This is a genomic window from Microbacterium sp. RD1, from assembly GCF_052220165.1.
GTDB lineage: Bacteria > Actinomycetota > Actinomycetes > Actinomycetales > Microbacteriaceae > Microbacterium.
In genome coordinates this window covers 124,267-148,739 of record NZ_JBQPOL010000001.1, presented here as the reverse complement: position 1 = coordinate 148,739, position 24,473 = coordinate 124,267, and the positions used below count along the sequence as shown (strand labels likewise).

Genomic DNA, 24,473 nt, shown 5'->3' with positions numbered 1-24,473 from the left:
AGCGGCTCAGCCGCGCAGGGTCGCCGCGACGGTGCTAAGCGCGTCGGCTGAGCGGCGCAGCAGCATCAGCTCCTCATCGGAGAAGACGGTGCCGCGGATCGGGACCGCGCCCGACGCGCTCACGAGCGAGGGTACCGACAGGGCCACGCCGTCGATGCCGTGGAAATCGTGCAGCACCGTCGACACCGGCATCACCGCATGCTCGTCCCGCAGGATCGCCTCCACGATGCGCGCGCTGGAGAGCCCGATCGCGTAGTTCGTGGCACCTTTGCCGCGGATCACCGCGTAGGCGGCGTCGCGCACCTCGTCGGCGATCGCATCGAGCTCGGACACCGTCATCCGCGGATGCCCCGGCGACTCCCAGTCGAGGATGGGTACCGTCCCGATGGTGGCGCGCGACCACAGCGGAAACTCGGTGTCGCCGTGCTCGCCGACGATGTTGGCGTGCACGCTCGACGTCGACACCCCCGCTCGCCGACCGAGCTGCCAGCGCAGCCGCGAGGTGTCGAGCACCGTTCCCGACGCGAAGATCCGCTCCGGGGGAAGATTCGTCGACTCCTGGGCGAGCACCGTCAGGACATCGCACGGATTCGTCACGATGACGTAGATCGCGTCGGGGGCGACGTCGAGAAGCTGGGGCATGATCGAGCGGATGATCCGGGCGTTCGTGTCGGCGAGCTCGATGCGGGTCTGGCCCGGGTTCTGCTTCGCGCCGGCGGTGATGACGACGACGTGCGAGCCGGCCGCGACGGAGATGTCGCTCCCGCCGGTGATGTCGCTCGTGCCAGTGAACTGCGTGCCGTGCGCCAGGTCGAGCACCTCCGCCTCCACCTTGGCCGTGGCGACGTCATAGAGCGCGACGTGGCGGGCCGAGCCGCGGATGAGGGCGGCATAGGCGACGCTCGATCCGACGCTCCCGGCACCCACGACCGTCAGCTTGGAGTTCTCGATCACGCTCATGGGCCCAGTCTCCCAGCGGCTCCCTGGAGGGACCACGGGTGTGTCTCGACGCCGAGGGAACCCTGCAGGCAGCCGGTTCGCGACCGGATGCGGCGTGTCGTAAGCTATTCGGCGGTGACGTGTCCGAGCGGCCGAAGGTGCAACTCTCGAAAAGTTGTGTAGGGTAACCCCCTACCGTGGGTTCAAATCCCACCGTCACCGCCACTTTTCCCAGATCAGCGCCTGTTTCGCGGGCGCTTATCTGCGTTGAGTAAGGATCCGGCCAAGAATCTCGACCAACATCTCCCACGAGACGCCTCACACGCAGTCACTGAGGTGTCAGAACCGCGGAATCGCGCGGTCCTGCGGTGAGCGGGAAATGTGACACGCCGCTACCTACGGTGGCAATCTCACTCTTCTCGAGTCTTGCGTCCTTGCGCAGCGGTGTCTTCCCTCCTCGAGTTCGTGGATCATCACTTCCTTTCGTGGATCGTCGCCGGGAATGCACGACTGCACATCGATACGGGCAGATCCGCGTGCGCGGGAACGGTGTGCGAGAGGATTGGGGACCGTGCGTGCTTTCCTCGTCCCTCGCCTGCTTCTGGCGGCTGCGACCGCAGCCGGTCTTTGGATCATCACGGCCGGTATCCGCGACGCCCTCCTGCAATCCTCCAGCGGCGCGACGCAGGTGGCGAGCCTCGTTCCGGAGCTCGTGCCGACGGCCCTGACCGTCTACCAGAGCGGGGGCGGAGGCGTCGCGGCGACCGCAGTCGGCGGTGTTGTGCTGGGCGTCGTCTTCCTGGCCCTGGCCGTCATGTTGTGGCGCCGGGGCGCGACCGTCGTCGCGACGTGGTTCGCACTGGTCCTCGCCAGCGCCCTCGTGGGGCTCGCCTTCGACCTCGGCGCCGGATGGTCGTGGATCGTGTCATACGGCGCCCGTGGTTTGCTGTCGAGCGGATTCGGTGTCGCGACGGCTGCGGGGGCCCTCTGGGGACTCGCGGCCGGTTGGGTCCCGGCGTTGATCGCCCGTGTTTCAGACGCCGAGCCGGTGCGCGGGCGCACGCCAGTCTGGCTCCTGCCCGTCGCGGCTGTCGCCGTCGTGGGCGTGATCTTCGCGGGTGCCGTCACCGATGCCTCGCGAAAGGAGGCGATCGCGGCTGAGAACGCCGCACAGCGCGAAGTCGACTCCGCCAGCAGCTTTGGCGCGCTGCCCGACCCGGACGCGCCGGGCGTGCCCGTGCCCGAGACGGCCGACGGCGTCATCCCCGACGACCCGCAGTGGTGCACGCCCGAGAAAGCCACCGTGCTGAAGGGCGAGCCCGACGCGGCGACAGGACACCGCGGCATGCGGATCCAGCTGCTCAACTTCTCGGACCAACCGTGTGTCATCGAGGGTTACCCGGACATCGCCTTCGGCGACCAGAACGGCCACCTGCTCGACGTCACGGTGGAGCATGGCGGGTCGTTCATGGCTCAGGATCCCGGTCCGCAGCGTATCGAGGTGCCGGCGGGAGGCTACGCGGTCGCCGTCCTCGGGTGGGATGCCGCGTCGCCGCACGGCGCCTTGGTGACGAACACCGTGTGGGCCGCCCAGACCGCGGGAATGGTGCGGGGGTCGTGGCCGATCGAGTTGGACATCGTCGAGGGCTCGGCCGTCGTTGTCACCGCGTGGACCGTTGACGCCGACCCGACGAACCCAGGCTGATCCGGTCCTCGCGGAAATTGAGATGATCGGATCATGCGCCGACTCCCGTCCATCCGTGTCGCCGCCGTCACAGCCGTGATCCTTGCCGTGGCGCTGACCGGGACCGCCTGCATGACCGGTTCAGCCGGTTCATCGGCGGCGGATCACTCCCGTATCGCCGAGAGCGCGAGCAGGCTCGGAGTCGCACCCGAGCTCCTCTACACGACGCAGATGGACGGATACGACCTTGCCCCCCAGTCGGTCGGTCCGAGCGGCGGCGACGGGATGTCGGCGACGTGGTTCAACGACGACACTGCCGCAACGTTGACCATCCGTACCGATCGCGGGGAGCTCAACCGGGAGCGATGCGAGACCATCCCGGTCGAAGGGGCGGACGGCGCACCGGTGACCTGCGAGGACGAGGACGGCGTGTGGCATCGCTCGGCCGGCGAACTCCATGAATACGTTGCGGTGCGCGGCGACGCCTACATCCTTGTGAGCGGGACGGGCGCAGACGCCGCTGATCTCCTCGCGGCCGCGAAAGCCGTTCACGTGCCGTCGGACGCGGAACTGACGGCGCTCCTCTCCGACGCGCCGACATCTGCTCCGACGCCCGTCGAACGGGGTGATCTGCCAGAGAACGGTGACGGCGCCCCCATCGACCCGACCGGCCCGGGCGGTTGATCGGCACGTCTCAGTCGGCGACAGTGGAAGCGCGATGCGTCGGACCTCATCGAGCGCGCTGCTGGCCGCTCGGTTCCGAGTCGGAGATCCGCGCGGCGGGATGAGGCTCGACCGGTCTACGAGCCTCGCGCTTGACACCCCGAGGTGTCCCACATGCGAGGCCGCCGTCAGTCGAGGCGGGAGTGGTCCCGAAGGCGATGTGTGGTGCACGAGCGCACCGGCGCTCATCGCTTCCAGCACGACCTTCGAACAGGTCCGATGAGCGGTACGCGGCGTGCATCGACATCGGATGATGCCGCAACGTGGAAGAGCCGCCCATCGTCGGTACGAAGGAGTCCGCATGTCCACTGACCGCCTGTTGTCGCGACGCGATCTCGAGTTCCTCCTGTACGAGTGGCTGGACGTCGAGCAGCTCACAGAGCGAGACCGCTTCGCCGAGTACGACCGCGACATGTTCGACGCGGTGCTCGATTTGGCGGAGCAGCTCGGAACCGAGGTCTTCGCTCCGATCAACCGCACGCTGGATGAGAACGAGCCGCGAATGGGGGCGGACGGCAGAGTCGAGCAACCCGCGGAGCTGCGCCACGCTCTCGAGGCCTTTTCGAACTCCGGATTGATCGCGAGTAGCGTCGATGCAGAGCTCGGCGGTGCGCAGCTGCCCTTCACCGTGCAGTCGGCGTCGATGGCCTACGTGGCCGCCGGGTCTCTCGCGGCCTACGCGTATCCGTTCCTCTCGGGAGCGAACGCGAACCTCCTGATCGCGCACGGCACTCCCGAGCAGATCGAGACGTACGCCGCACCGATCCTCCAGGGTCGGTGGTTCGGCACGATGTGCCTCTCGGAGACGCAGGCAGGATCGTCGTTGGGCGACATCGCGACGATGGCGGAACCGCAGGATGACGGCAGCTACCGACTGACCGGCTCGAAGATGTGGATCTCGGGCGGAGAGCACGACCTCGCAGAGAACATCGTCCATCTCGTCCTCGCACGCACCCCTGACGCGCCGGCGGGCTCGAAGGGCCTGTCACTTTTCATCGTGCCGCGCCAGTTGCCCGATGCGTCCGGTTGCCTGGGAGAACGCAACGACGTTGCGCTCGCCGGTCTCAACCACAAGATGGGGTACCGCGGCACGACGAACACGTTGCTCGCGTTCGGCGGAGGGGCGCATCTTCCTCGCGAGAAGGCCGGTGCCGTGGGCTTCCTCGTCGGCGAGCGGAACGCGGGGCTGCCGATCATGTTCCAGATGATGAACGAGGCCCGCATCGGCGTGGGGCTCGGTGCTGCCGCGCTCGGCTACACGGGGTACCTGCACTCGCTCGCGTACGCGCGTGAGCGGCCGCAGGGCCGCGCTGGGCGGGCCTCCGCCCCGAACTCGCCTCCGTCGTTGATCATCGATCACCCGGATGTGCGCCGGATGCTGCTCGCGCAGAAGGCGTACGCGGAGGGCGGGCTGGCACTCATCCTCTTCTGTGCGCTCCTCGTTGACGAGGAGCGCACGGCTCCCTCCTCCGAGTCGGCGCTCGAGGCGGCGGAACTGCTCGCATTGCTGACCCCGATCGCGAAATCGTGGACCGCACGATGGTGCCTCGCGGCGAATGATCTCGCCATCCAGGTCCTCGGCGGCTACGGATACACGCGTGACTTCCCCGTCGAGCAGTTCTACCGCGATAACCGGCTCAATATGATCCACGAGGGGACGCATGGGATCCAGGCGCTCGACCTGATCGGGCGCAAGATCCTCTCCACCCAGGGCGACGGACTCGCGCGCCTCGGCACGAGGATGGAGCGCACCATCACGGCCGCGCGAGACCTGGGCGACGCGCCCGCGCGGCATGCTGAGTCGCTCGCCGGGCGGATCGCCGAGCTGCACGCGGCACTCGGCGACCGCAGCGAGTCAGACGCACTCCTCGCGAACGCGACCGCGGGGCTCGAGGCGATCGGCCACCTCGTCGTGGCATGGCTCTGGCTCGAGCAGGAGATCGCTGCGCATGGCGGGTCCGGTGCGTTCTACGAGGGCAAGCGCGTCGCCGCGGAGTACTTCTTCGCGCACGAACTTCCGGCGATCGACCCCTGGCTCGACACGCTTCGGCGCCGGGATCGGCTCTTCCTCGACCTCAACACGGCAGGGTTCTGACAGGACATGCGCGTCGTTCGCGCGTTCCGACAGTCACGTTCCGCATCGAGCGTCGTCGCGACGTCTCGAAAGACTCCCCGTATGGATGCTGAGGGAAACGAGGTCGACACGGGCTCCGGCGCTGTCGAACTCTGCGGCGCGACAGAGATCGAGGCTATCGTGGGCCAGACGCTGGGGTGGTCATCTTGGCAGGCCATCACCCAACGCGACGTCGACCGCTTCGCAGACGTGACGGGCGACCATCAGTGGATCCACACCGACCCCACCCGTGCCGCCACCGGTCCGTTTGGCACGACGATCGCACACGGTTACCTCACACTCGCACTCATCCCACGGCTGCTCAACGACGTCGTGCAGATCAGCGGCTTCTCCGCGACCCTCAACTACGGCCTCAACCGCGTGCGCTTCCCCGCCGCTGTGCCAGTGGGCTCCCGCATTCGTCTTTCGGGACTCTCGCGTCCTTCGGGCCTGCTCGCGTCGGCCACGAACTTGTCATCACGTGCGTCATAGAGATCGACGGTGTGGACAAGCCTGCGTGCGTGGCGGAATCCGTTGTGCTGCTCATCCCGTAAGCCCCACCTGTCGTTGCACCAGAAAGAGGAAGACCATGCTCGATGCTGTGATCGTCTCCGCCCCGCGCAGTCCCTTAGGCCGCGCCGGCAAGGGCTCGCTGAAGGACCTCCGCCCCGATGATCTTGCCGCAACGATCGTCCGGGCGGCTGTCGACGCCCATCCCCAGCGCGACCCGCAGACGATAGACGACGTCATCCTCGACTGCGGACTACCGGGGGGCGAGTCGGGCGACGACCTGGCCGATGTGGGAACGGCGCTGATGATGGAGCGCCTCTCGTGAGCGCCGCCAGCCTCGCCGATCTCTTCCGCCTCGACGGCAAGGTCGCCATCGTGACGGGCGCATCGAGCGGGTTGGGCGTCGAGTTCGCGCGCACGCTGGCCGAGGCGGGAGCCGATGTGGTTCTCGGGGCGCGTCGAGCGTCGGGCCTCGCCGACACCGCCCGCGCCGTCGAGGCGACCGGGCGCACGGCGCTCGCGGTGACGACGGATGTGACCGACCCGGCGTCCTGTCAGCGACTCGCGGATGCCGCGATGGAGCGCTTCGGCCATGTCGACGTCCTCGTCAACAACGCCGGCGTCGCGACGTCCGTCCCCGCGACGAGGGAGACGCCCGAGCAGTTCCGTGGAGTCATCGATGTGAACCTCAACGGCGCCTATTGGATGTCCCAGTCGTGCGGTCGTGTCATGCGTCCCGGTTCGAGCATCGTGAACATCTCCTCTGTGCTCGGCATCACGACAGGGGGGCTCCCGCAGGCCGCGTACAGTTCGTCGAAGGCCGGACTCCTGGGCTTGACGCGCGATCTGGCCCAGCAGTGGACCGGTCGCAAAGGCATCCGCGTCAATGCCGTGGCCCCCGGATTCTTCGCATCCGAGATGACGGACCAGTACGACGACGACTACTTCGAGAAGGCGCGCCGTCGCCTGCTCGTCGACCGATGGGGGGATCCGCGCGAACTCGCCGCGACGGTCGTCTTCCTCGCGTCGGACGCGGCGGGCTACATCACCGGACAGACGCTCGTGGTCGATGGCGGCACGAGCATCACATAACGGACCTCTCGTATCGAAAGGACACCTGTTGACCACGGACAGACGACATGAGGGGGGCTCGGCACGTCGTACCGGGCCCCCTCATGTCGGATGAGGCTCAACTCGGATCGGGGAGGCCGTCCACCCACTCGGTGAGCACGCGCACGTATCGTTCGGGATCGAACATGTGCATCATGTGGAAGGCGTCGGGGAGCGACGCATAACTCACGTCGGCGCCGGCCGACTCCATGAGCTCCCGTGCGCGATCCGCCTGCTCGTCACTCAGCGCGCCGAGCAGCTCGCCCGTTTCAGGATCCACCATGTGCATGTGATGCGTGACGAGCACGGGAGTTTTCACCTGGCTCAGCATGACGTCGTGCGGGCAGTTCAGTGCGACAGTGCCCTCGATGAACGCCCGACCCCACTCGGGGTCGTACTCGCGAAGATTCTGCGGGGGCTCGTCCGTCTGCGGGAAGAGCTGCATGACCTTCGACGAGGACGCCTTGGAGCCGGCGATGAAGCCCGCCCAGTCGCCGATCGACCACTGGTCGCCGAGATGGTCGCGGTACAGCGCGAAAGCGGGACCGGCCGCTTCGAGCACCGAGTGCCCGATCGACGGCGTCAACTCGGACGCGAAGAAAGGGGCGTCCTCGCAGAGCGCTGCACGGATCTGTCCCGGCATCGCGAACGCCGACAGCCAGGCGGCGATCAGCCCGCCGGACGAGTTGCCGGCGACGATGACGGGGCGCTTGATCACGAGCGCGATGAAGCGCACCAGGTCATTGCCGAAGAGATCGAGGCTGTATCGCTTGGGCGTCCACGAGCTGCGGCCCTGACCGCGCATGTCGACGGCGTAGACATGGAAGCGCTCGGCGAGAAGGCCCATTGCCGCCTCGTAGCCCCACCACGAGCCGGTCTGCTCGGGGATGAGCAGCAGGGCAGGATGGTCCGGCGATCCGGCTTCGGCATAGTTCATCGTGACCTCGCCGAGGTCGACCTGTTTCTCGGGGAACGCGTGCGGAACGAAGATCCCCTCGGGTGCGTGCATAACAGGCATTGTGCTCTCCTTCGAGCGTCGGATGATCGGGTGTGGAACCTCTACCCGGCTTCCCAATGCCGGGCGAGGTCCGCATAGAACTCGAGGAGTTCCGGGCGGTCGATGGATCCAGGGCTGCACGCCTGCTCGGGGCGGGCACCCTGGAGAATCCGCTTGACGGGCACTTCCAGCTTCTTGCCGGTCTTGGTGTGCGGCAGAGCCTCGACGACGTGGAACTCGTCGGGGACGTGGCGCGGCGACGCCTCCGAGCGCAGCCGATCTCGCAGTTCCTGCACCACGTTGTCGTCGACGCTGATCCCCCGACGGGGAACGATGAACATCGGCATCCGATACTCGCCACCGGGGCGTTCCACCCCGACAACCATCGCCTCCTCGACCGCCGGATGCGATTCGACGACCGCGTACAGATCGGCCGAGCCGATCCGCACGCCGTGACGATTCAGGGTCGCGTCCGAGCGCCCGTGGATCTCGAAGCCACCGTCGGCGGTGTGCGTCGCCCAGTCTCCGTGTCGCCAGACGCCCGGGAAGCTGTCGAAATATGTCTCGCGGTAGCGCACGCCGTCCGTGTCGTCCCACAGATACAGCGGCATCGAGGGCATCGGCTGGGTCACGACGAGTTCGGCGACGGTGTCGCGCACGGCTTGTCCGCTCTCGTCGAATGTCGCCGCCGCGACGCCCAGGATGGCTGCCGGGATCCGCCCGTCGCTCACCCGCAGCGAGGGCGCGCCGCCGACGAAGGAGCTCGCAACATCGGTGCCGCCGCTGCTCGACACGACCATGGCGTGGGGGGCGACGGCCGTTGTGACCCACGCGGCGAGGTCCGGCGACATCGGTGCACCCGTCACGGCCACGAGCTCGAGCGCGCTGAAATCGTAAAACGCGGCCGGATGCATGTCCTGCCCCGCGCAAGCGCGCAAGTGCCCCGGGCTCGTTCCGAAGACACGGACTCTCTCCTGCGCGGCGATCGCCCACAGGCGATCGGCTTCCGGATGAACCGGACTGCCGTCGTAGGTGATCGTTGTCACGCCGCTCAGCAGCGCGCCGACCACGATGTTCCACAGCATCCAGTTCGTCGTCGTGTACCAGAAGAACGCATCGCCGGGCCCGAGGTCCATCTGCAGGCCGAACAGTTCGAGATGCGTCACGATGATGCCGGCGTGACTGTGCACGATCCCCTTCGGCTTTCCGGTCGTTCCCGACGAGAAAAGCACCCACAGGGGATGTTCGGCCGAAACCTGTTCGGTGCGGAGCGCGGGCGAGGAGAGGGCAGCCCGCTCCACGGCGTCGGCCCACGAGATGACCTCGACCCCGTGGGCGGACTGCATCCGCTGGCACCAGGTCGGGTCCGCGCCGACGGTCACAAGGGTCTGGGCTCCCACCCGACGCACGAGCTCCTCGACGGTGCCGGTTCGATCGTGCGGGCGTCCGGCGAAGGTGTGGCGGACGGATGCCACGAGCACGCGCGGCCTGAGCTGTCCAAGACGCTCTGCCGCTGCTTCGGCACCGTAGTCGGGTGCGCAGCACGCCCAGATCGCGCCAACCGCCGCCGCGCCCAGGAAGGCGACCACGGCTTCCTGATCGTTCGGCAGATAGGCGACGACGCGGTCACCCACGCGCACGCCGGCTGTCCTCAGCGCTTCCGCGAATGCCGCAACCCGGTCGAGGAGATCCGGCCAGGACAGCTCCCTGCGGCCGCCCCCTTCTCCGACGGAGACGATCGCCGGACCGGGCATGTCGCGGTGACGGGTGATCTGGTCAACGTAGTTCAGACTGGCGCCCGCGAACCATCGCGCGCCGGGCATGGTGCGACGGTCCAGGACCTGCGTGTAGGGCGCTGACGCCTCCACGCCGAAGTACTCCCAGACCCGCCCCCAGAAGAGGTCGGGCTCGGCCACGGACCAGGCGTGCAGCGCGGCGTAGGTGCCCGCCTCGACGCCGTGCCGTGCGGAGACGTCGGCTGCGAAGCGACCGACGACGGTCGTTTCGTCGAGTCGATCGTCCTGGAGCGACACGCCTGCGAGTCCCATCCCGCTATCGTTCGTCGCCCGATCACCCGGCCGCGACCGTCATTCCGATGAACGGAACGAGGTCCAGCGGTGGTCATTCGGTGGGCGCTGACATCGTGGCGGCGTCCATCGTCCGCGCGATCGCCAGACTCACCGTGCGCAACGCGACGCGGTTGGCAGCGACGGATTCGGCCGACGCCGGCGTGACCATCGAGATGGCGCCGAGCAGTCTCCCCCGCTTGGTCAGGATCGGCGCCGCGATCGTCGAGATCGTTGCCGGCTCCGCGGCGGCGGGATTGGAGCCGGTGATCTCGCACACGCCTTCGCGCCGCACTTCGGCGACCAGCTCTCGGAGCCGGGATGTACGACCGCCGGTCTCGACCCGCGCGAAGAAGGAGCTGCGGAACGACTCGGGCGAGTGCGCGAGAAGAGCGATGCCGACTCCCGTCGCTTCCAGCGGCATCCGCCCGCCGACGCGGTACTTCACGATCGTGGCGTCCCGCGCGGAGAGGCGCTCGACGAGGACGGCCTCGTCGCCATCGCGAACCGCGAGAAGGACGTGCTGCCGCGTGACGCGATGGAGGTCCTCCATGAAGGGCAATGCGGCGGCACGCAGACCGTAGCCACGCGGGCCCAGCGAGGCGAGCTCCATCATGCGCAAGCCGATGACGAACTCTCCGTTGCGCAGGCGCTCGAGAGCCCCGAGCTCCACGAGTTGGGTCGCGAGGCGGAAGGTCGACGTCTTCGGCAAGCCGGCGCGAGACGAGAGAGCTTGAAGTGACAGCGAGCGCGTCGGTGCGTCTGCGAAGGAGCGGAGAATCCGGAAGGCGCGAGTGAGAACCGGCTCGCCCGACTTCGGCCGTCCGCCCCGGCCGGACGCAGGATCGGTTCCGCTCATTGAAATCTCGGGTGCGTTGTGGACGGCATGCGTCGAACGATAGCTCAATGCAATCTCCACGCGACCCCGGCGACGTCGTTGTCGTCGGCGGTGGCCCTTCCGGGCTCGCCGCTGCAGCCGAGCTGGCCTATCACGGCCGCCGGTCGATCGTCATCGAGCCGCGCCCCGGTGTCAGCGACGCACGTCCCCGCGCGAAGACGACTAGCGCCCGCACGATGGAGCATTTCCGTCGATGGGGGATCGCGGACGACGTCCGTGCCGCGGCGACGCTCCCGGCGACGTGGTGCGACCGGGCCGTCTTCTGCGACACCGTCACGGGGTCGGTGATCACCGAGTTCTCGGACATCTTCGGGCTCAACGCCGCTGAACAGGGGATCGCGGCCGAGTCGGGCCAGCAGATCGGTCAACCCGCCGTCGAGCGGGTGCTCCGCGCGCATCTGCGGGGGAGCGGCCTCGTCGACCTACGCCTGGGCGAGACGATCGAGGACATCGCTGAGCACCCTGATCGTGTTGACCTCGCCGTCCGGGCCGATGACGGCACGGCTTATGAGCTGAGCAGCCGATTCGTGCTGGGGTGTGACGGGGCGCGGAGCCTCGTGCGCGAGCGGATCGGGGGTGTCCTCGAAGGGACGAGCGCGCCGCATCCCAACCTCAACGTGGTGTTTCGCGCGCCCTCACTGCGACCGCCGATGGGCGAGGCACTCCACTACTGGGTTCTCGGCGTCGAGCCGCGCGGCATCGTCGGTCCACTCGATCGCGAGGGACTCTGGTGGGCGTCGCTCGGGGGCAGCGGCGGAGAGACCGATATAGGCGAGGTCGGCCGACTCGTCCGGAGCCTGCTCGGGGAGGCCGGATCCGATGTCCCCATCGAGATCCTGTCGATGGATCCCTGGACGCCGCGCATGCTCATCTCCAGCCGCTACGCGACGGAGCGCATCTTCCTCGTCGGCGAGAGCGCGCATGTGAACCCGCCGCTGGGCGGCCACGGGTTCAACACGAGCGTCGGCGATGCCGTCAACATCGGTTGGAAGCTCGCTGCCGTGCTCGAGGGTTGGGCTGATCCTTCGCTGCTGGCGTCGTATGAGACGGAGCGCCGCGCGGTCGCGGTCAGCACGATCGCTTCGGCGGCGCGCAATCTCGCAGCGACGGGCCCTGACCTTCCGCTCGACGCGGCCGCCATTCAGAGCGCGAAGCTCGAGGAGTTTCACTCTCTGGGTCTCGTGCTCGGCTATTCATACGACGGCGCCGAGGTCGTCGACGTCGTGCGGTACCGTCCGTCGACCCGCGCCGGCGCAAGGCTCCCGCACCGATGGATCGAGCAGGGACATTCGCTGTACGACGACCTCGGGCCCTGGGCGACGCTCATCCACCCGTCCTCGGCCGCGCCGGCGGATCTCGACCGGGCGGGGGAGCGATTCGCTGCGGCGGGCGTGCCGCTCACGGTGCGGCAGGCCGACATCCGCTCGCCCGACGATGACGAGTCTCGCTATCTGCTGATCAGGCCCGACCAACACATCGCGTGGAGTGGGGGCGACCCCGATCACGCCGACCCCGCCCTCCTCACCTCATCGACGAAGCGAGCATCATGACGATCGATCACAGTCAGTACTTCCGGGTTCCCAAGCCGCGCCCCATCCGTCCTCCGAAGTTCCATCACGCGACCTTCATGACGCTCGACGTGGATGCGATGGTGGCGTTCTACGAGCTCGTCGTCGGGCTGCAGCCCGTCTACTACTCGCAACACGCGGCGTGGCTCACGAACGACGAGGCCAACCACCGGATCGCTCTGCTCAAGATCCCGGGCGTGCACCCGCCGATCGACAAGCCACACAGCGCGGGGCTTCACCACACGGCCTTCGAGTACGACGACTTCGGAGCGTGGATCGACAACTACGAGCGTCTGCGCTCGGTCGGCGTCGTACCCACCGTCTGCGTCGACCACGGCATGACCATCTCGATGTACTACCAGGACCCCGACGGCAACGGGGTCGAGATCCAGGTCGATGCCTTCGGCGACTGGGCGATGTCCAAGGAGTGGATGTGGGCGTCGCAGGAGTTCGCGGAGGACCAGATCGGTCCGCAGTTCGACCCCGACAAGGTGCTGGAGGCGTACCGCAACGGCGCGAGCGCGCAGGAGATCCACGAGCGCGCTCGCAGGAGCGAGTTCCTGCCCGAGCAACCGCGCCAAGGTATGTGGTTCGACGACCCGTGGCCGGCGCGGATCGCCGCCGAACCGGCTCTCGGGGCCGACAGCCTCACGACCGATCGGGCCGTCTGACATGCGCCTCGCGAATCTTGCCGGTCGCGCCATTCTCATCCGCGACGACAGGGCGATAGACGTCGCCGTGGCGAGCGCGGGGCGCTTCGGTCCCGCGCCACGCGACGTGCTCGACGCGTGGGACGACTTCGCGGAGTGGGTTGCGGGAGCTGAGTTCCCCCGCGGCGATGAGTTCGACGCGTCGGAGCTCGGCCCGCCCGTCCCCGACCCGAGGCAGGTCTTCGCGATCGGGCTGAACTACCGCGACCACGCCGACGAGGCCGGGCTGTCGTATCCGGAACATCTCGTGGTGTTCACGAAGTTCGCCTCATCCTTGGCGGGGCCACACGCAGTGGTCGAATTGCCGAGCGACTTCGTCGACTTCGAGACCGAGCTGGTCGTCATCATCGGCCGCGAGAGTCACCGCCTGCCCTCCCTCGACGCGGCGAAAAGCACCATCGCCGGTTACGCGGTCGGTCAGGACTACAGCGAGCGCGTCGTCCAGCTGCAAGGTCCCGCGCCGCAGTTCAGTCTCGGCAAGTCGTATCCGGGATTCGGCCCCTACGGGCCGGCGATCGTGAGCCCTGACGAGATCGACGACCCATCCGCGCTGCATATCGCAGCGCGGATCACGGGTCCGACCGCAGACGCTCAAGGCGCGTCGCCCTTCACTCTGCAGGACGGATCGACGGCGGATCTCATCTTCGCGGTCGAGCAGATCGTGCACGACCTCTCACAGGTCGTCACGCTCCATCCGGGAGACGTGATCTTCACCGGCACGCCAGCCGGCGTCGGTGGTTCACGGGGCATCTTCCTGAAGCCCGGCGATCGCCTCATCAGCACGATCGAGGGGATCGGAAGTCTCGACAACCAATTCGTGGCAGCCCGGAGCGAACGGCGCTGATCGGGGTTTGAGCGACATGCGGGTCCGAATCGCTGCGCGAGTTCTGGCTCACGAGGCGGGACGAGATCAGTTCACGCCCGGAAGGAGGGGGGTGTGGGCGCCGCGACGACCCGAGATCGCAGTTCACCCAAGCCCTCGATAGCAGCCACGACCTCGTCGCCCGCCTTCAGCCAGGGGTACTCCTCCTCAGAGCGGGTGCGGCTGAGTTCCAGAATGCAGCCCGTTCCACAGGTGCCAGACCCGATGACGTCACCCGGTCGCACCTCCGCGCCGCGGCTGGCGTAGGCGACCATCTCGCCGAACGAGTAATACACGTCAGCCCAATTGGCGCGCGAGTACTCGACCCCGTTGACCCTGAGGGTCATCGTGCGGTCGAAGCCGGTAACAGTACGGTACGGCTCGAGCTCGTCCTTCGTCACCAAGTATGGCCCGAGCGAGGTCGAGGTGTCCTTGCCCTTCACGGGACCCATCGACAGGGTCATCTCCCGCTGCTGGATGTCGCGCCCGCTCCAGTCGTTCAGGACGGCGTAACCGACTATGGCTTCCTCACCCTCGGCGGCGGTCAGGTCACTCCCCGTCGCGCCGACGATAGCGGCGACTTCGAGCTCGAAGTCGAACTTCCGTGCACCCGGCGTCATCGGGACATCGCCCTCGCCACGGAATGCGTAGGGGTTCGAGAAGTAGAACACGGGGATCTCGTACCACAGCGGCTCCATCTCCAACCCGCGCCACGATCGACCAGCCTTCACATGCTGTTCGAAGGCGTAGAAGTCGCGGAAGGTCGGGGGAGTGGCGATCGGGGACAGCAACCGCACGGCGCCCACCTCGACGACCGGCCCGCTGCGCAGAGCCTCCGCGCCCGCCGTCATCAGCGCGTCCGTGCCCAGCTCGATGAGGGGCAGAAGATCGGTCCGGCCGGGGATGGCGCGGATGGCGTCGTCATCGACGAGGCCGATGCCCCGCGCCCCGGTCGCCTGTTCGAAACGCACGAACTTCATCGTCTTTCCTCCCTCAGTGCGCGGCCGCCGGAGCGATCCCGTACTCCCGGAATCCGCTCGGCAGGTAGCCGGTCGTCGTGCTCCACTCGTTCCACCACACGGATCCGTCCGACCACTCCACGGGTGGCCGGTCGTCATCGTAGATGTGCTCCATGTCGGCGTACAGCTCCACCACTGCGCCCGTGTGCTCCACGTAGTAGCAGGCCAGGTTCTGGCCGGCGCCGTGACGTACGGGTGCCCACAGCAGCTCTCGGCCGAGGTCGTGCAGACGGTCGCCGAGCTTCGCCAGATCGATCAGGCTCTGGGTTTCCCACGCGTGATGGTGGAACGTGCCCTGACCCCGGAGAACGGCGATGCCGTGGTGCTCGCTGTTGCAGCGGAGGAAATATCCGTTCGATCCGCCGCTGCCGATGGTGTCCGAGATGCGGAAGTCGAGCACGGTCGTGAGAAATTCGACCGTGCTGCGGTGGTTCTCGGGGTGAAAGTTGAAGTGCCCGTACCGCTTCGGCCCGAAGCCGTCCGGTTGGGCGGGTCCAGCGCCCGGGCGGAGCATCACTTCGTAGGCGAAACCTTCGGGGCCGACGAAGCTGAAGCCGTCGGGTGCGCCCGGCGTCGACGGGTTGGCACGGATGATGCGGAGTCCCTCGTCCTCGATTCTCGACCGCACGGTCCGCAACGCATCGCCGTCGCGTGCGATGAGTCCGAGGAGCTCGAGACTGTTCTCGTCGTCCGTCGCGACATAGGTCAGCTCAGGACGACCGCCGACGCCGGCGAGGCTGACGCGAGTGCCGTCGCGCGCCACTTCGTGCAACCCGAGCACGTGTGTCTGCTCTGCAATCGACAGGTCGAGGTTGCTGGTCCGGATCGTGACCGGGCCCATCTCAGAGATGACTCCCCACCCCATTGTGCGTCTCCAGCTTCTCGGTCATAGTTCTTTTCAACAGAACATGTTCTTTAAAGTAGCACACTTGATGGAGGGTGTGCGCCCGCGGCGATCTGAGAAGCGACGTCACTCCCGCGGCGAGAGCAAGACGCGTCCTATGATTTCGTCATGCAGAACGCGCAGGGGTCCGGCGACTCCGCTGTGCCGTACGCAGTCGAATCAGTGATCAGCGCCTCGCAGATCCTGTTGATGTTGCGCACGACCAACGAGCTGCACGTTGGCCGTGTCGCGCAGGAGTTGAGCGTCGCCCGCTCTACCGCGCATCGTCTGTTGACGACACTGCAATCTCAAGGTCTGCTGGCGCAGGTCGGTCCGCGCCAGCCGTACACTGCCGGCCCCGCCCTGGTCGAGATCGGTTCGCGCGTCGTGGGCGCCGTCGACCTGAAGGATCGCGCACGGCCGCTGCTCGAGCGACTGGCGCGCGATACGGGCGAGACCTCGCATCTGCTGGTGCTCCACGGATCGGAGGTGATCTTCGTCGACGGCGTCGAGGGCTCGCACGTCATCCGCGCCGGCACGCGTATCGGCGCGAGCCAGCCCGCGCACATCTCGGCGGCGGGCAAGGCGCTACTCGCCGAGCTTCCGCACGACGAGCTGCTCCGGCGTTTCCCCGACGATGCGCTGACCGGCGGCACGCCGAAGGCGCTCAAGACGCGGTCCAAGCTCATCGACGAACTCACGCGCACGGCGCGTCGCGGGTACGCGATCAATCGCAGCGAGTCCGAAGTCGACCTGTATGCCGTCTCGGCTGTGGTGCGCAATTTCGAAGGGGCGGCCATCGGGGCGATCAGCGTTTCGGGTCCTGCGTCGCGTGTCGAAGGACGCATCGAGGAGATCGCCGGGTTGTTGCGCGACCTCGTCGGGAATGGGTGACGCCCCGGAGGAATGAATTCCTCAAAGTGGGATATGTTCTGTTCGATGGATGCCGAGGAACATGTCGCCCTCCGAGCCGAGGCCTACCCGCGAGTGGCGCCGGCCGAACTCGACGACGGCGCGCGCGCACTGAGGGACCGAATCCTCAGCGGCGTGCGGGCGAGTTCCGATGCACAGTTCCCGCTCGAGGCCGCAGACGGCACGCTCGAGGGGCCTTTCGGCGTGTTCCTGTTCTCTCCCTCTATCGGTGACCCGCTCGAAGCGTTGGGCGCACGTCTTCGAGCGACGAGCACCCTGTCGGCGCGCCAGCGCGAGCTGGCCACCCTCGCCGTAGCCGCGCAGCTCCATTCCGAATTCGAGTTGCACGCACATGTTCCTCTCGCCCACGCCGCGGGAATCTCCGCGGAGGAGATCGAACGGGTGCGGGCGGGGCATGAACTCCCCGCTCCCGACGAACGAGTTCTCGTCGCGTTCTGCCGTGCCAACGCGGCAGAACCCGCACCCGCGGCCGAGTTCGCCGCCCTGCGGTCGCACTTCGATCGCGCGGCGGTCTTCGAGATCCTGGCGCTGGTGCTCTACTACCGCGGGCTCGCGTCGATGCTCGAGTTGTTCGCGATCCGCCCTCCCTCGACGTAGCGGCCGAGGAATTCGACGATCTCCGGCGCGACGCGACGCGGAGACTCGTACGGGGCCAGGTGACCCACATCTGGAAGGTAGACGAGTCGCCCGTTCGGCATCGCCTGCACATCCGCGAGGAGCCGGTCGCGCGGCGCGACGGCGTCCCGCCCGCCCAGAACATAACAAGTCGGCACCGTGAGGTCCGTCAGTCGGGACGCGATCGACGTATACACGCCTTCTCCGTACCAGCTGCGCCAGAAGGATTCGGAGACGCCGCTCGTCATCGTGCGCAGTACGTCGGACGTCTTCGACGGGTCGACGGAGATGAGCTGCACGATCCGCTCCACCGCGTCCTCGTCGCCCCAGGTGTCGTAGAGCGTCGCCATGATGGGATCGCCGGATTCGGTGCCACTGGCGGGCCATGGCATGAAAGCCATGGCGGCGATCACCTGATGCGGACGGTCGAGCGCGATGCGCACAGCCAACGCCCCACCGAAGGAGAGTCCGACGATCGCGTAGCGATCGAGGCCGATCTCGTCGCACGCCGCGATGAGTGGCCGTGCCATCGTCTCGAGGCTCGAGCCGTCGGCCTCGGCACCGAGGGATCCGGCGTGACCCGGCAGATCCATGAGCACGAAGCGGAAGCCGCTGATGAGAGCGGGCACGTCGCGCCACGCGTCGATCGAGCAGCCGAGCCCGGGCAGAAGCACTACGGTCGTGGGGCCGTCGCCGCGCACCTCGTAGTGAATGCCGTTCGTGGAATGAGGCATCTCAGTTTCTTTCTGTGTCAGCCGCGCATGTCGGCGTAGATGGCGCGTACGAGAGGCGCGAAGGGATGCTGATGGGGGGTGCGCTCGTCGAACAGCTCGTTGTGGCAGATCACCGCCGAGAATCCGGCGTCCAGGTCCGCAAAACCGATCGTGCCTCCTGCACCCGGGTGCCAGAGGGTCCGTTCGCCGAAGCCGAGCACGCGGCCGTGGTCGGGCACAGCCCCGCCGAGCATCAGCCCTCCACGACCCATCACCCCACGCGGGCCTGTCATGATGCCGAGCGGCGCATCGCCGCGCCGCGGGTGGAGGAACGACCGCACTCGCTCTTCGGACAAGTAACGAGCACCGTCCACGACACCTGTGTTCGCATACAGCGACCACAGGCGCGCACCCCCGCGTGCCGCCATCCACGCGCCGCTCGGATCGAGGTGCTCACGATGCGCGGCGGTGTTGAACAGGTGGCCCTCGTCGATGAGGAAGTCGAAGGGGTCGTCACGGAGAATGGCGCCTTTCGTGGTCGCCACCCGCTCGTGCTCCGAAGAGGGGAGCGCGTGCCAGAGATCGGTGATTCCGAGTGGCCGGTGCACCTCGTCGCGGATGAGGTCGGCGAAATCGCGATGAGTGGGATCGGCGCGGCGCGCGATCTCGCCAACGATGAATCCCCACGTGAACGGGTGATAGGCGCTGCGCGCGGTGGGATCGATGCTCGGCGGAAGCGCGGCGAGGCGGCTGGCGACCTCGTCCCAGCTCCCAGCGACGTCGGACTGAGGCACGTCGGCTAGTCCGACGCGATGCGTCACCGCGTCTTCAACCGTGAAGGCTTCCTTGCCCCCGGCAGCGAACTCCGGCCACAGCGATGCGATGGTCTGCTCGTACCGCAGGTGGCCGAGTTCGACCATGCGGTGCAGCAGAGTGGCGGTCGACACCTTCCCGGCGGATGCGGCGAAGAACACCGTGTCGCTCTCGACCGCGGCGCCGCCTACCCGGGTTTCTCCAGCGCTCGTGTCGACGATGAGGTCATCGTGTCGATACACCGCGACCTGCAGTCCGACCTGTCCGGCGGCGATCGCTTCGTGCATTGCCTGCTCGATGGCACTCCCCATGAGCCACTCCTTCGTGGTGCGATGAATGCGGCGCGGTCGCTCGCGGGACTCAGCATAGCGCCAGAGACCTGCTTGACAGAACAAGTTCCGTACAAAAGAATTTGCTGCGTACCTACCCGACATGAGAAGAGCAGATGCGTACCGAGATGAGCCGCTACGAGAACCCCACGCCCGCGGATCTGAGTGCCGATGTCATCATCGTCGGGTACGGGCCCGTCGGGCAGACACTCGCCGGACTTCTCGGCCGCGCTGGGCATCGAGTGATCGTGTGCGAGCGCCGCACCGGACGCTACGAGACCCCGCGTGCCGGCCACTTCGACCACGAGATCATGCGCGTGTTCCAGAGTCTCGGCGTCGCCGACGAGGTGGCGCGAATCGCCGACCCGGCACGGCGGTACGAGTTCCTCGATCCCGACGGGACTGTCGTGTCGAGGCTGCCCCGGGACTGGGCCGCCCCATCGGGGTGGGACGCGTCCTACCACTTCTATCAACCTGAGCTCGAAGACGTCCTGGACGCGGCCGTCCGACGCATCCCGAACGTCGAGGTGCGCTTCGGTGCTCCGGTCGTGGATGTGCGCCAGGGGACCGGCCACGTCGACGTCGTCCTGGAGGACGGTGAGTCGCTGAGAGCTCGATTCGTCATCGGAGCGGACGGGGCGAACAGCACGGTCCGCTCGCTCAGCTCGGTCGGGATGACGGACCTGGGGTTCCAAGCCGACTGGCTCGTCGTCGACTTGTTGCCGACGCCGGGCGCGCAACAGATCGACATCCCGGACACGGGGCAGGTGCTGGACCCCGCGCGTCCGAGTCACATGGGTCGGGTGTCCGGGCGATACTTCCGGTGGGAGTTCATGCTCGTCGACGGGGACGACCCCGTCGAAATGGTGCAGCCCGAACGGATCTGGCAACTCCTCGCTCCCTGGGTGAGCCCGGGTCAAGGATCGCTTGTGCGACAGACCGTCTATACGTTCCGCTCGATCGTCGCCGACAGCTTCCGTGATCGGTTCGTGCTGCTCGCCGGCGACGCCGCACACGTGATGCCGCCCTTCCTGGGGCAGGGCATGTGCTCCGGCATCCGCGACGCCGCGACGCTCGGATGGATGCTCGATCTCGTCCTGACGGGTTCCGCCACCGACGACGTGCTCGAGCAGTACACCGCTGCGCGCCGCCCGCACGTTCTCGCGTACATCGAAGAGTCGGTGCGTATCGGCACGGTCGTCTGCGAGACCGACCCGGCACGCGCAGCGGAACGTCGGCACACGCTCGCGATGTCGACCGAGATGCCCCCTCCCTTCCAGCCCGCGATCGGCGGCGGCTTCCGCGCGGGCGATGCTCTCGCGGGCCGACTCGCCGTCCAACCGACGCTCGACGCCGACGGCCAGGGCGCGCAGCGCTCCGACGACGTGCTCGGCCACGGCTTCACGCTGCTGACACTCAGCGAACCCGATGGCCGGGCACGCGTCCTCCTCCAGGAACTCGAAGACGAGATCGGTCTGCGCGCCGGTGTGATCGGCCCGACGGGGCTCACCGAGATCGGCTCGGCCTTCACGGATGCACTGCACGCCGCCGATGTTGTGGCAGTCGTAGTGCGACCCGATTTCTACGTGTTCGGCTCGGCTCCCTCGCCCGAGGATGTCGCGGACCTCCTCATCGACCTGCGTTCGAGTCTCGTCAAGGAGTGACCGGTGGGTGATCCGATGGCGACCTTCCTCCGTGCTCTCGACCTGACCGATACGGGGGCGCGGACGAACGAGGACATTTTCACCGGACCGAGCCAATGGATGCCGCACGGCCGGGTGTTCGGTGGTCAGGTGCTGGCGCAAGCGCTCATCGCCGCACATCGCACGATCATGCCCGACCGGGTCGTGCACTCCCTACACGGTTACTTCCTGCGAGCGGGCGACGTCGACCTGCCCATCACCTTCGCCGTCGACCGCATCCACGACGGCCGGTCGTTCTCCACCCGCCGCACGCAGGCGTATCAGCGTGGCCTGCCGATCCTCTCCGCGATGATGTCGTTCCAACGAGAAGACACCGGACTCGAGCATCAGGCCGAGATGCCGGTCGGGGTGCCCGATCCGGAATCGCTCCCCAGCGCGGCCGAGGTGCTCGCAGGCAGCACGGACGCGGTGGCGAGGTTCTGGGCGGCTGAGCGCCCATTCGACATCCGCCACGTCCCGTCGCCGGTATACGTGTCCGTCGACGGCGAACGCGTGGCTCATCAGGTCGTCTGGTTTCGAGCCATCGGTTCGATGCCCGACGACCCGGCACTGCACCGCGCGGCGCTTGCGTACGCCAGCGACTACTCGATCCTGGAAACGGTGCTCCGGCGCCACGGAGTCCCGTGGGCGACGCCCGGCCTGAAATCGGCGAGCCTCGACCACGGGATGTGGTGGCACCGCTTCGCCCGCGCCGACGAATGGCTCCTCTACGTACAGGAGTCACCCAGCGCGATAGGCGGGCGGGGACTGGGCCTCGGCCGCATCCACGCTCGCGACGGAAGACTCGTCGCGAGCGTCGCGCAGGAGAGCATGATCCGGGTGCCGTCGCGATGACCACCACACAGAATCCGCCGACGCCGTCCGAGAACGCCCTTAAACTCCGGGCGGCCCTGCGCCGGGCCATGTCCGTCACCCGGATGCTCGATTACGGCATGGACTATTGGGATGCGACTCACCTGTTCCACGCGCCACCCTCGACGCCATGGCATGAGGTCGCCGAGGCGCTCGCGGCAGCCCAGAGCGAACGCGCGCACGCGGCGGCACACCGCGGCGACGTGGAGACGGCAGTCGCGTGCCACCGCCGCGCGACCGCGGCCTTGTACTTCGCGCAGTTGGCCTTCAACGACGACCAGCAGGTCAAGCGCACGCTCTACACCCGGCTGAGCGGGGAGTATGCGCGGGCCGCCGCACTGGATACGACCCTCGACGTCGAGCGACTGTCGATCCCGTTCCGTCAGAGCGCACTCGTCGCCTGGCTCGTGCGGACGCCCGAGAGCCCCACGTCGCCACCGGTCGTGATCGTCGGCGGCCAGAGTGGTTGGGGACCGGCCTACCATCGGCAGGCGGAGGCGCTCGCGCGCCGTGGCCTGACCGCCGTTCTCCTCGAGGCGCCAGGTCAGGGCGAGACGCGCATGATGGGCGGCTTGCATCTCGATCACGGCGTCGACCGCGCATTCAGCGCGACGCTCGACGTTGTCGCCGAGCGCACCGGGTACACCGGACCGGCCGGGGTCTGGGGTAACAGCTTCGGCGGTCTGCTCGCCGCCCGCGCCGCCGTGCACGACCCACGCTTCGCCGCCTGCTGCGTGAACGGAGCCATAGCCACCCCGATGCCGCTGCCCTACCGAGCGGCCCGGGAGCAGACACACGCTCTGCTCGGCGTGGATGACGACGAGTCGGCGGCGCGGATCCTCCGTGAGCTGTGGCTCGAGCCGCCGCTCGACCGGACCCGTGCAGCAGTGCTCGTCCTCCACGGTGGCGCGGACCCCCTTGTCACGCGCGAGCAACAGGAGGTCTTCCTTGACCTGTCCGCCCATTCGTCGATGCGGATCTGGGACGACGGCGAGCACACCATGTACAACCACTCTGCCGAGCGGACGGATGTCGTCGGCGACTGGTTCCGCGCGCAACTCCTCGCCCGCTGAGCGAGCTGCGACGCCGGCACCGACGTTCAACGTCCCCGCTAGGCGGACTATTCTTCAGAGCAGAACGTATATCTCTTGACAGAACATACCTCAGAGGTTAGCGTTCGGAAGACGTCGATAGCTGCGGTACCGACCCGTACTGCGCCCGCAGCGGACGCACCATCCGCATCTACCAACGGAGGAAGCATGCACAGCACCCGTCTCACGTCGATCGCCGCCGTAGCGACGCTCGCCGTCATCCTGGCCGCCTGCAGCAGTGGCGGTGACGCCACCGGGGAATCGAGCGCCGCCACCGCCGACGTGGCGGCCGCCCAGGAGAGCCTCGACGCGTTCTCCGAACCCACTGCGTTCCCGGTGACGTCGCCGCTTACCTCGCTGCCGACGGGATCCAAGGTGGCGTATGCGCAGTGCGGCACGCCGAACTGTGTTCTGTTCGGCGACTTGATGGAGGCGCCGACGGAGGCCCTCGGCATCCAGTTCGACCGCGTCGACGCGGGTCTGAGCGCTGATGATGCCGCCACCGCCTTCGACACGATCCTCGCGGGCGGCTACGACGCCGTCATTGTTTCTTCCATCGAGCCTGCGCTGTGGTCTCGCTACCTCGACGAGCTCGACGCCGAGGGCGTCCCCATCGTCTCCACCGGTAACACGGGGCTCGACCCAGAGAAGGTGTTCCTCGACGCGGGTAACGCGTCGCTGAGCATCTATGGCGGACTCATGGCCGACTGGGCGACGGTCGAGGCCGGAGGCCCGGCCGAGATCGCCCTGTACGTGACGCCCGAACTCGCGCCGACCATCGCCATGCAGAAGGGTTTCGAAGACCGGATCGCCGAGATCAACCCCGACGCCGAGATACGCGTGGTCGAGATCCCGGTGGCGCAGTACGGCACGACCTCGTCGCAGATCATCGTCGATGACCTGATCGCTCACCCCGATACGGCTGTCGCCGCGTTCACGCTCGGTGAGATGGTCGGCGGTCTGCCCTCGGCCCTGCGCGCCGCCGACATCACGGATCTGAAATCGATTCACTCCGCCCCGACCCCGGCCACGCTGGCGGGTATCAAGGAGGGTGACCTCACCGCCGGCGTCGCCACCGACTTCGGTGTTTTCATCTGGAGCCTCGTCGACGCGGCCGCGCGCGGCATCGTCGGCCAGGAGCTCGATCAGGCGGTGATCGACGACGAACTCGTCATGCAGGTGGTGGAGGCCGGCGACCTGCCCGACGACAACAGCCGGGGCTGGAGCGGATATCCCGACTTCCCCCAGCGCTTCGGTGAGTTGTGGGGCGTCTCGCTCTGACGTCTCTCCACCGATCCGGCACCATCCCTTCGATCCCCGGCGCGACTGCCGCCGGGGATCG

At 67.6% G+C, this 24,473-nt stretch carries 23 protein-coding genes and 1 tRNA gene; 16 read left to right on the top strand and 8 right to left on the bottom strand.

The window, feature by feature from the left end; translation table 11 throughout:
* Positions 1-6: 6 nt before the first annotated feature.
* Entirely contained in the window at positions 7-960 is a 954-nt protein-coding gene (locus ACTU3I_RS00685; RefSeq protein ID WP_442923673.1) for an L-lactate dehydrogenase, read from the bottom strand.
* A gap of 113 nt (positions 961-1,073) precedes the next feature.
* Here ACTU3I_RS00685 and ACTU3I_RS00680 point away from each other — a divergent pair.
* The 7 genes from ACTU3I_RS00680 to ACTU3I_RS00650 all read left to right on the top strand — a co-directional run bounded on the left by ACTU3I_RS00680 (position 1,074) and on the right by ACTU3I_RS00650 (position 7,061).
* A tRNA-Ser gene (locus ACTU3I_RS00680) sits at positions 1,074-1,164 on the top strand.
* 346 nt (positions 1,165-1,510) lie between these two features.
* Positions 1,511-2,644 (top strand): DUF4232 domain-containing protein, encoded by a 1,134-nt coding sequence (locus tag ACTU3I_RS00675; protein ID WP_442923672.1) that lies wholly within the window; start codon positions 1,511-1,513, stop codon positions 2,642-2,644.
* 33 nt (positions 2,645-2,677) lie between these two features.
* Complete coding sequence (locus tag ACTU3I_RS00670; RefSeq protein WP_442923671.1) at positions 2,678-3,307, top strand: hypothetical protein; 630 nt, start codon at positions 2,678-2,680, stop codon at positions 3,305-3,307.
* A gap of 340 nt (positions 3,308-3,647) precedes the next feature.
* Complete coding sequence (locus tag ACTU3I_RS00665; RefSeq protein ID WP_442923670.1) at positions 3,648-5,441, top strand: acyl-CoA dehydrogenase; 1,794 nt, start codon at positions 3,648-3,650, stop codon at positions 5,439-5,441.
* An 81-nt stretch (positions 5,442-5,522) separates the two neighbouring features.
* Positions 5,523-5,951 carry a MaoC family dehydratase gene (locus ACTU3I_RS00660; protein ID WP_442923669.1) on the top strand — a complete coding sequence of 143 codons (429 nt, stop codon included), beginning with the start codon at positions 5,523-5,525 and terminating at the stop codon, positions 5,949-5,951.
* A gap of 97 nt (positions 5,952-6,048) precedes the next feature.
* The gene (locus ACTU3I_RS00655; RefSeq protein ID WP_442923667.1) at positions 6,049-6,294 is read left to right on the top strand and encodes a hypothetical protein; all 246 of its coding nucleotides are present in this window, start codon (positions 6,049-6,051) and stop codon (positions 6,292-6,294) included.
* Complete coding sequence (locus ACTU3I_RS00650; protein WP_442923666.1) at positions 6,291-7,061, top strand: SDR family NAD(P)-dependent oxidoreductase; 771 nt, start codon at positions 6,291-6,293, stop codon at positions 7,059-7,061. The genes ACTU3I_RS00655 and ACTU3I_RS00650 overlap by 4 nt, the downstream gene beginning before the upstream one ends.
* Before the next feature lie 97 nt (positions 7,062-7,158).
* Here the strand turns inward: ACTU3I_RS00650 and ACTU3I_RS00645 are convergent, their stop codons facing one another.
* The 3 genes from ACTU3I_RS00645 to ACTU3I_RS00635 all read right to left on the bottom strand — a co-directional run bounded on the left by ACTU3I_RS00645 (position 7,159) and on the right by ACTU3I_RS00635 (position 11,001).
* The gene (locus ACTU3I_RS00645) at positions 7,159-8,097 is read right to left on the bottom strand and encodes an alpha/beta fold hydrolase (RefSeq protein WP_442923665.1); all 939 of its coding nucleotides are present in this window, start codon (positions 8,095-8,097) and stop codon (positions 7,159-7,161) included.
* 41 nt (positions 8,098-8,138) lie between these two features.
* Positions 8,139-10,124 (bottom strand): acetoacetate--CoA ligase, encoded by a 1,986-nt coding sequence (locus ACTU3I_RS00640; RefSeq protein ID WP_442923664.1) that lies wholly within the window; start codon positions 10,122-10,124, stop codon positions 8,139-8,141.
* A 73-nt stretch (positions 10,125-10,197) separates the two neighbouring features.
* A complete protein-coding gene (locus ACTU3I_RS00635) occupies positions 10,198-11,001 on the bottom strand; it encodes an IclR family transcriptional regulator (RefSeq protein ID WP_442923663.1) in 804 nt (267 codons plus the stop codon).
* Positions 11,002-11,048: 47 nt separating this feature from the next.
* Here ACTU3I_RS00635 and ACTU3I_RS00630 point away from each other — a divergent pair, with 47 nt between their 5' ends.
* The 3 genes from ACTU3I_RS00630 to ACTU3I_RS00620 are packed head-to-tail and all read left to right on the top strand — an operon-like array spanning position 11,049 to position 14,162.
* Positions 11,049-12,590 (top strand): FAD-dependent monooxygenase, encoded by a 1,542-nt coding sequence (locus tag ACTU3I_RS00630; protein ID WP_442923662.1) that lies wholly within the window; start codon positions 11,049-11,051, stop codon positions 12,588-12,590.
* Positions 12,587-13,279 (top strand): VOC family protein, encoded by a 693-nt coding sequence (locus ACTU3I_RS00625; RefSeq protein WP_442923661.1) that lies wholly within the window; start codon positions 12,587-12,589, stop codon positions 13,277-13,279. Before ACTU3I_RS00630 ends, ACTU3I_RS00625 begins: the two co-directional genes overlap by 4 nt.
* A gap of 1 nt (position 13,280) precedes the next feature.
* Complete coding sequence (locus ACTU3I_RS00620) at positions 13,281-14,162, top strand: fumarylacetoacetate hydrolase family protein (protein WP_442923660.1); 882 nt, start codon at positions 13,281-13,283, stop codon at positions 14,160-14,162.
* A gap of 71 nt (positions 14,163-14,233) precedes the next feature.
* Here the strand turns inward: ACTU3I_RS00620 and ACTU3I_RS00615 are convergent, their stop codons facing one another.
* Entirely contained in the window at positions 14,234-15,160 is a 927-nt protein-coding gene (locus ACTU3I_RS00615; RefSeq protein ID WP_442923659.1) for a fumarylacetoacetate hydrolase family protein, read from the bottom strand.
* 13 nt (positions 15,161-15,173) lie between these two features.
* Positions 15,174-16,040 (bottom strand): hypothetical protein, encoded by an 867-nt coding sequence (locus tag ACTU3I_RS00610; RefSeq protein WP_442923658.1) that lies wholly within the window; start codon positions 16,038-16,040, stop codon positions 15,174-15,176.
* Between the two features lie 171 nt (positions 16,041-16,211).
* Here ACTU3I_RS00610 and ACTU3I_RS00605 point away from each other — a divergent pair, with 171 nt between their 5' ends.
* On the top strand, positions 16,212-16,976 hold the full coding sequence (locus tag ACTU3I_RS00605) for an IclR family transcriptional regulator (RefSeq protein WP_442923657.1): 765 nt from the start codon (positions 16,212-16,214) through the stop codon (positions 16,974-16,976).
* A gap of 45 nt (positions 16,977-17,021) precedes the next feature.
* A complete protein-coding gene (locus ACTU3I_RS00600) occupies positions 17,022-17,612 on the top strand; it encodes a carboxymuconolactone decarboxylase family protein (RefSeq protein ID WP_442923656.1) in 591 nt (196 codons plus the stop codon).
* On the opposite strand, the gene ACTU3I_RS00595 is transcribed toward ACTU3I_RS00600, so the two are convergent.
* Positions 17,555-18,364: an alpha/beta fold hydrolase gene (locus ACTU3I_RS00595; protein WP_442923655.1), complete on the bottom strand. Its 810-nt coding sequence runs from the start codon at positions 18,362-18,364 to the stop codon at positions 17,555-17,557. The two genes, ACTU3I_RS00600 and ACTU3I_RS00595, sit on opposite strands and share 58 nt — an antisense overlap.
* Positions 18,365-18,381: 17 nt before the next feature.
* A complete protein-coding gene (locus tag ACTU3I_RS00590) occupies positions 18,382-19,467 on the bottom strand; it encodes a serine hydrolase domain-containing protein (RefSeq protein WP_442923654.1) in 1,086 nt (361 codons plus the stop codon).
* A gap of 134 nt (positions 19,468-19,601) precedes the next feature.
* Here ACTU3I_RS00590 and ACTU3I_RS00585 point away from each other — a divergent pair, with 134 nt between their 5' ends.
* The 4 genes from ACTU3I_RS00585 (at position 19,602) to ACTU3I_RS00570 (ending at position 24,412) form a co-directional block, all read left to right on the top strand.
* Positions 19,602-21,149, top strand: a complete 1,548-nt coding sequence (locus tag ACTU3I_RS00585; protein WP_442923653.1) for a bifunctional 3-(3-hydroxy-phenyl)propionate/3-hydroxycinnamic acid hydroxylase — start codon at positions 19,602-19,604, stop codon at positions 21,147-21,149.
* A gap of 15 nt (positions 21,150-21,164) precedes the next feature.
* Positions 21,165-22,022, top strand: coding sequence for an acyl-CoA thioesterase (locus ACTU3I_RS00580; RefSeq protein ID WP_442925291.1), 858 nt, complete (start codon positions 21,165-21,167; stop codon positions 22,020-22,022).
* Positions 22,019-23,113, top strand: coding sequence for an alpha/beta hydrolase (locus ACTU3I_RS00575; protein WP_442923652.1), 1,095 nt, complete (start codon positions 22,019-22,021; stop codon positions 23,111-23,113). Before ACTU3I_RS00580 ends, ACTU3I_RS00575 begins: the two co-directional genes overlap by 4 nt.
* A 186-nt stretch (positions 23,114-23,299) precedes the next feature.
* Positions 23,300-24,412: a sugar ABC transporter substrate-binding protein gene (locus tag ACTU3I_RS00570; RefSeq protein ID WP_442923651.1), complete on the top strand. Its 1,113-nt coding sequence runs from the start codon at positions 23,300-23,302 to the stop codon at positions 24,410-24,412.
* Positions 24,413-24,473: the final 61 nt, after the last annotated feature.

Excerpts from the sequence above, each read along its gene's own strand:
- ACTU3I_RS00685 (WP_442923673.1), bottom strand. The coding sequence starts at position 960 with ATGAGCGTGATCGAGAACTCCAAGCTGACGGTCGTGGGTGCCGGGAGC.
- ACTU3I_RS00670 (WP_442923671.1), top strand. The coding sequence starts at position 2,678 with ATGCGCCGACTCCCGTCCATCCGTGTCGCCGCCGTCACAGCCGTGATC.
- ACTU3I_RS00665 (WP_442923670.1), top strand. The coding sequence starts at position 3,648 with ATGTCCACTGACCGCCTGTTGTCGCGACGCGATCTCGAGTTCCTCCTG.
- ACTU3I_RS00660 (WP_442923669.1), top strand. The coding sequence starts at position 5,523 with ATGGATGCTGAGGGAAACGAGGTCGACACGGGCTCCGGCGCTGTCGAA.
- ACTU3I_RS00655 (WP_442923667.1), top strand. The coding sequence starts at position 6,049 with ATGCTCGATGCTGTGATCGTCTCCGCCCCGCGCAGTCCCTTAGGCCGC.
- ACTU3I_RS00645 (WP_442923665.1), bottom strand. The coding sequence starts at position 8,097 with ATGCCTGTTATGCACGCACCCGAGGGGATCTTCGTTCCGCACGCGTTC.
- ACTU3I_RS00640 (WP_442923664.1), bottom strand. The coding sequence starts at position 10,124 with ATGGGACTCGCAGGCGTGTCGCTCCAGGACGATCGACTCGACGAAACG.
- ACTU3I_RS00635 (WP_442923663.1), bottom strand. The coding sequence starts at position 11,001 with ATGAGCGGAACCGATCCTGCGTCCGGCCGGGGCGGACGGCCGAAGTCG.
- ACTU3I_RS00630 (WP_442923662.1), top strand. The coding sequence starts at position 11,049 with ATGCAATCTCCACGCGACCCCGGCGACGTCGTTGTCGTCGGCGGTGGC.
- ACTU3I_RS00625 (WP_442923661.1), top strand. The coding sequence starts at position 12,587 with ATGACGATCGATCACAGTCAGTACTTCCGGGTTCCCAAGCCGCGCCCC.
- ACTU3I_RS00620 (WP_442923660.1), top strand. The coding sequence starts at position 13,281 with ATGCGCCTCGCGAATCTTGCCGGTCGCGCCATTCTCATCCGCGACGAC.
- ACTU3I_RS00615 (WP_442923659.1), bottom strand. The coding sequence starts at position 15,160 with ATGAAGTTCGTGCGTTTCGAACAGGCGACCGGGGCGCGGGGCATCGGC.
- ACTU3I_RS00610 (WP_442923658.1), bottom strand. The coding sequence starts at position 16,040 with ATGGGCCCGGTCACGATCCGGACCAGCAACCTCGACCTGTCGATTGCA.
- ACTU3I_RS00605 (WP_442923657.1), top strand. The coding sequence starts at position 16,212 with ATGCAGAACGCGCAGGGGTCCGGCGACTCCGCTGTGCCGTACGCAGTC.
- ACTU3I_RS00600 (WP_442923656.1), top strand. The coding sequence starts at position 17,022 with ATGGATGCCGAGGAACATGTCGCCCTCCGAGCCGAGGCCTACCCGCGA.
- ACTU3I_RS00595 (WP_442923655.1), bottom strand. The coding sequence starts at position 18,364 with ATGCCTCATTCCACGAACGGCATTCACTACGAGGTGCGCGGCGACGGC.
- ACTU3I_RS00590 (WP_442923654.1), bottom strand. The coding sequence starts at position 19,467 with ATGGGGAGTGCCATCGAGCAGGCAATGCACGAAGCGATCGCCGCCGGA.
- ACTU3I_RS00585 (WP_442923653.1), top strand. The coding sequence starts at position 19,602 with ATGCGTACCGAGATGAGCCGCTACGAGAACCCCACGCCCGCGGATCTG.
- ACTU3I_RS00580 (WP_442925291.1), top strand. The coding sequence starts at position 21,165 with ATGGCGACCTTCCTCCGTGCTCTCGACCTGACCGATACGGGGGCGCGG.
- ACTU3I_RS00575 (WP_442923652.1), top strand. The coding sequence starts at position 22,019 with ATGACCACCACACAGAATCCGCCGACGCCGTCCGAGAACGCCCTTAAA.
- ACTU3I_RS00570 (WP_442923651.1), top strand. The coding sequence starts at position 23,300 with ATGCACAGCACCCGTCTCACGTCGATCGCCGCCGTAGCGACGCTCGCC.